General features: G+C 44.0%; 1 rRNA gene. It reads right to left on the bottom strand.

Annotated features, from left to right (window positions below):
• Positions 1-125 (bottom strand): 23S ribosomal RNA (locus M3212_RS21695); the annotation flags it as partial.
• Positions 126-566 lie beyond the last annotated feature (441 nt).

A 566-nucleotide genomic window follows, 5' to 3' on the forward strand; every position in this document is an offset into this window, starting at 1 on the left:
TCCCCCATTCGGATATCCCCGGTTCAAAGCTTACTTACAGCTCCCCGAGGCGTTTCGCCGTTCGTCGCGTCCTTCTTCGGCTCCTAGTGCCAAGGCATTCACCGTGCGCCCTTTCTAACTTAACCAAAATGACATCAGATTACCGGCGCAGCTCTTCGTCAGCTTCCTGTCCTCGGTCATGTCACGTAGAGAACTACGCTCCATTCCTTCGGTCACTCGCTTCCTCGATCTGCTTGGTCCTCTTTGTCATTTGATGTTTTTCAATGAAGAAAAAACACCAAAAAATGTGAATTCTTGACGTTCGTTCGATCTCATCTTGTTGTTATGTGAACAAGACTCCGATGAACTTACTTGTTATCATGATCTAGTTTTCAAAGAACCAATTGACAAAAGAATATCCTTTGTCAATGCACTAAGATTGACGAAGCCAACCAAAATGCTAACGAATGATTTCATAAGAGAATTCATTCAAAACTGAACAAAAGAACCGAAGCGTTCCTTACACAGCTGGTGTGTAAGTTCGATTAGAGTATAAACTCCATAGAAAGGAGGTGATCCAGCCGCAC

The sequence above is a fragment of the Halalkalibacter oceani genome (assembly GCF_023715705.1).
Taxonomy (GTDB): domain Bacteria; phylum Bacillota; class Bacilli; order Bacillales; family Bacillaceae_D; genus Halalkalibacter; species Halalkalibacter oceani_A.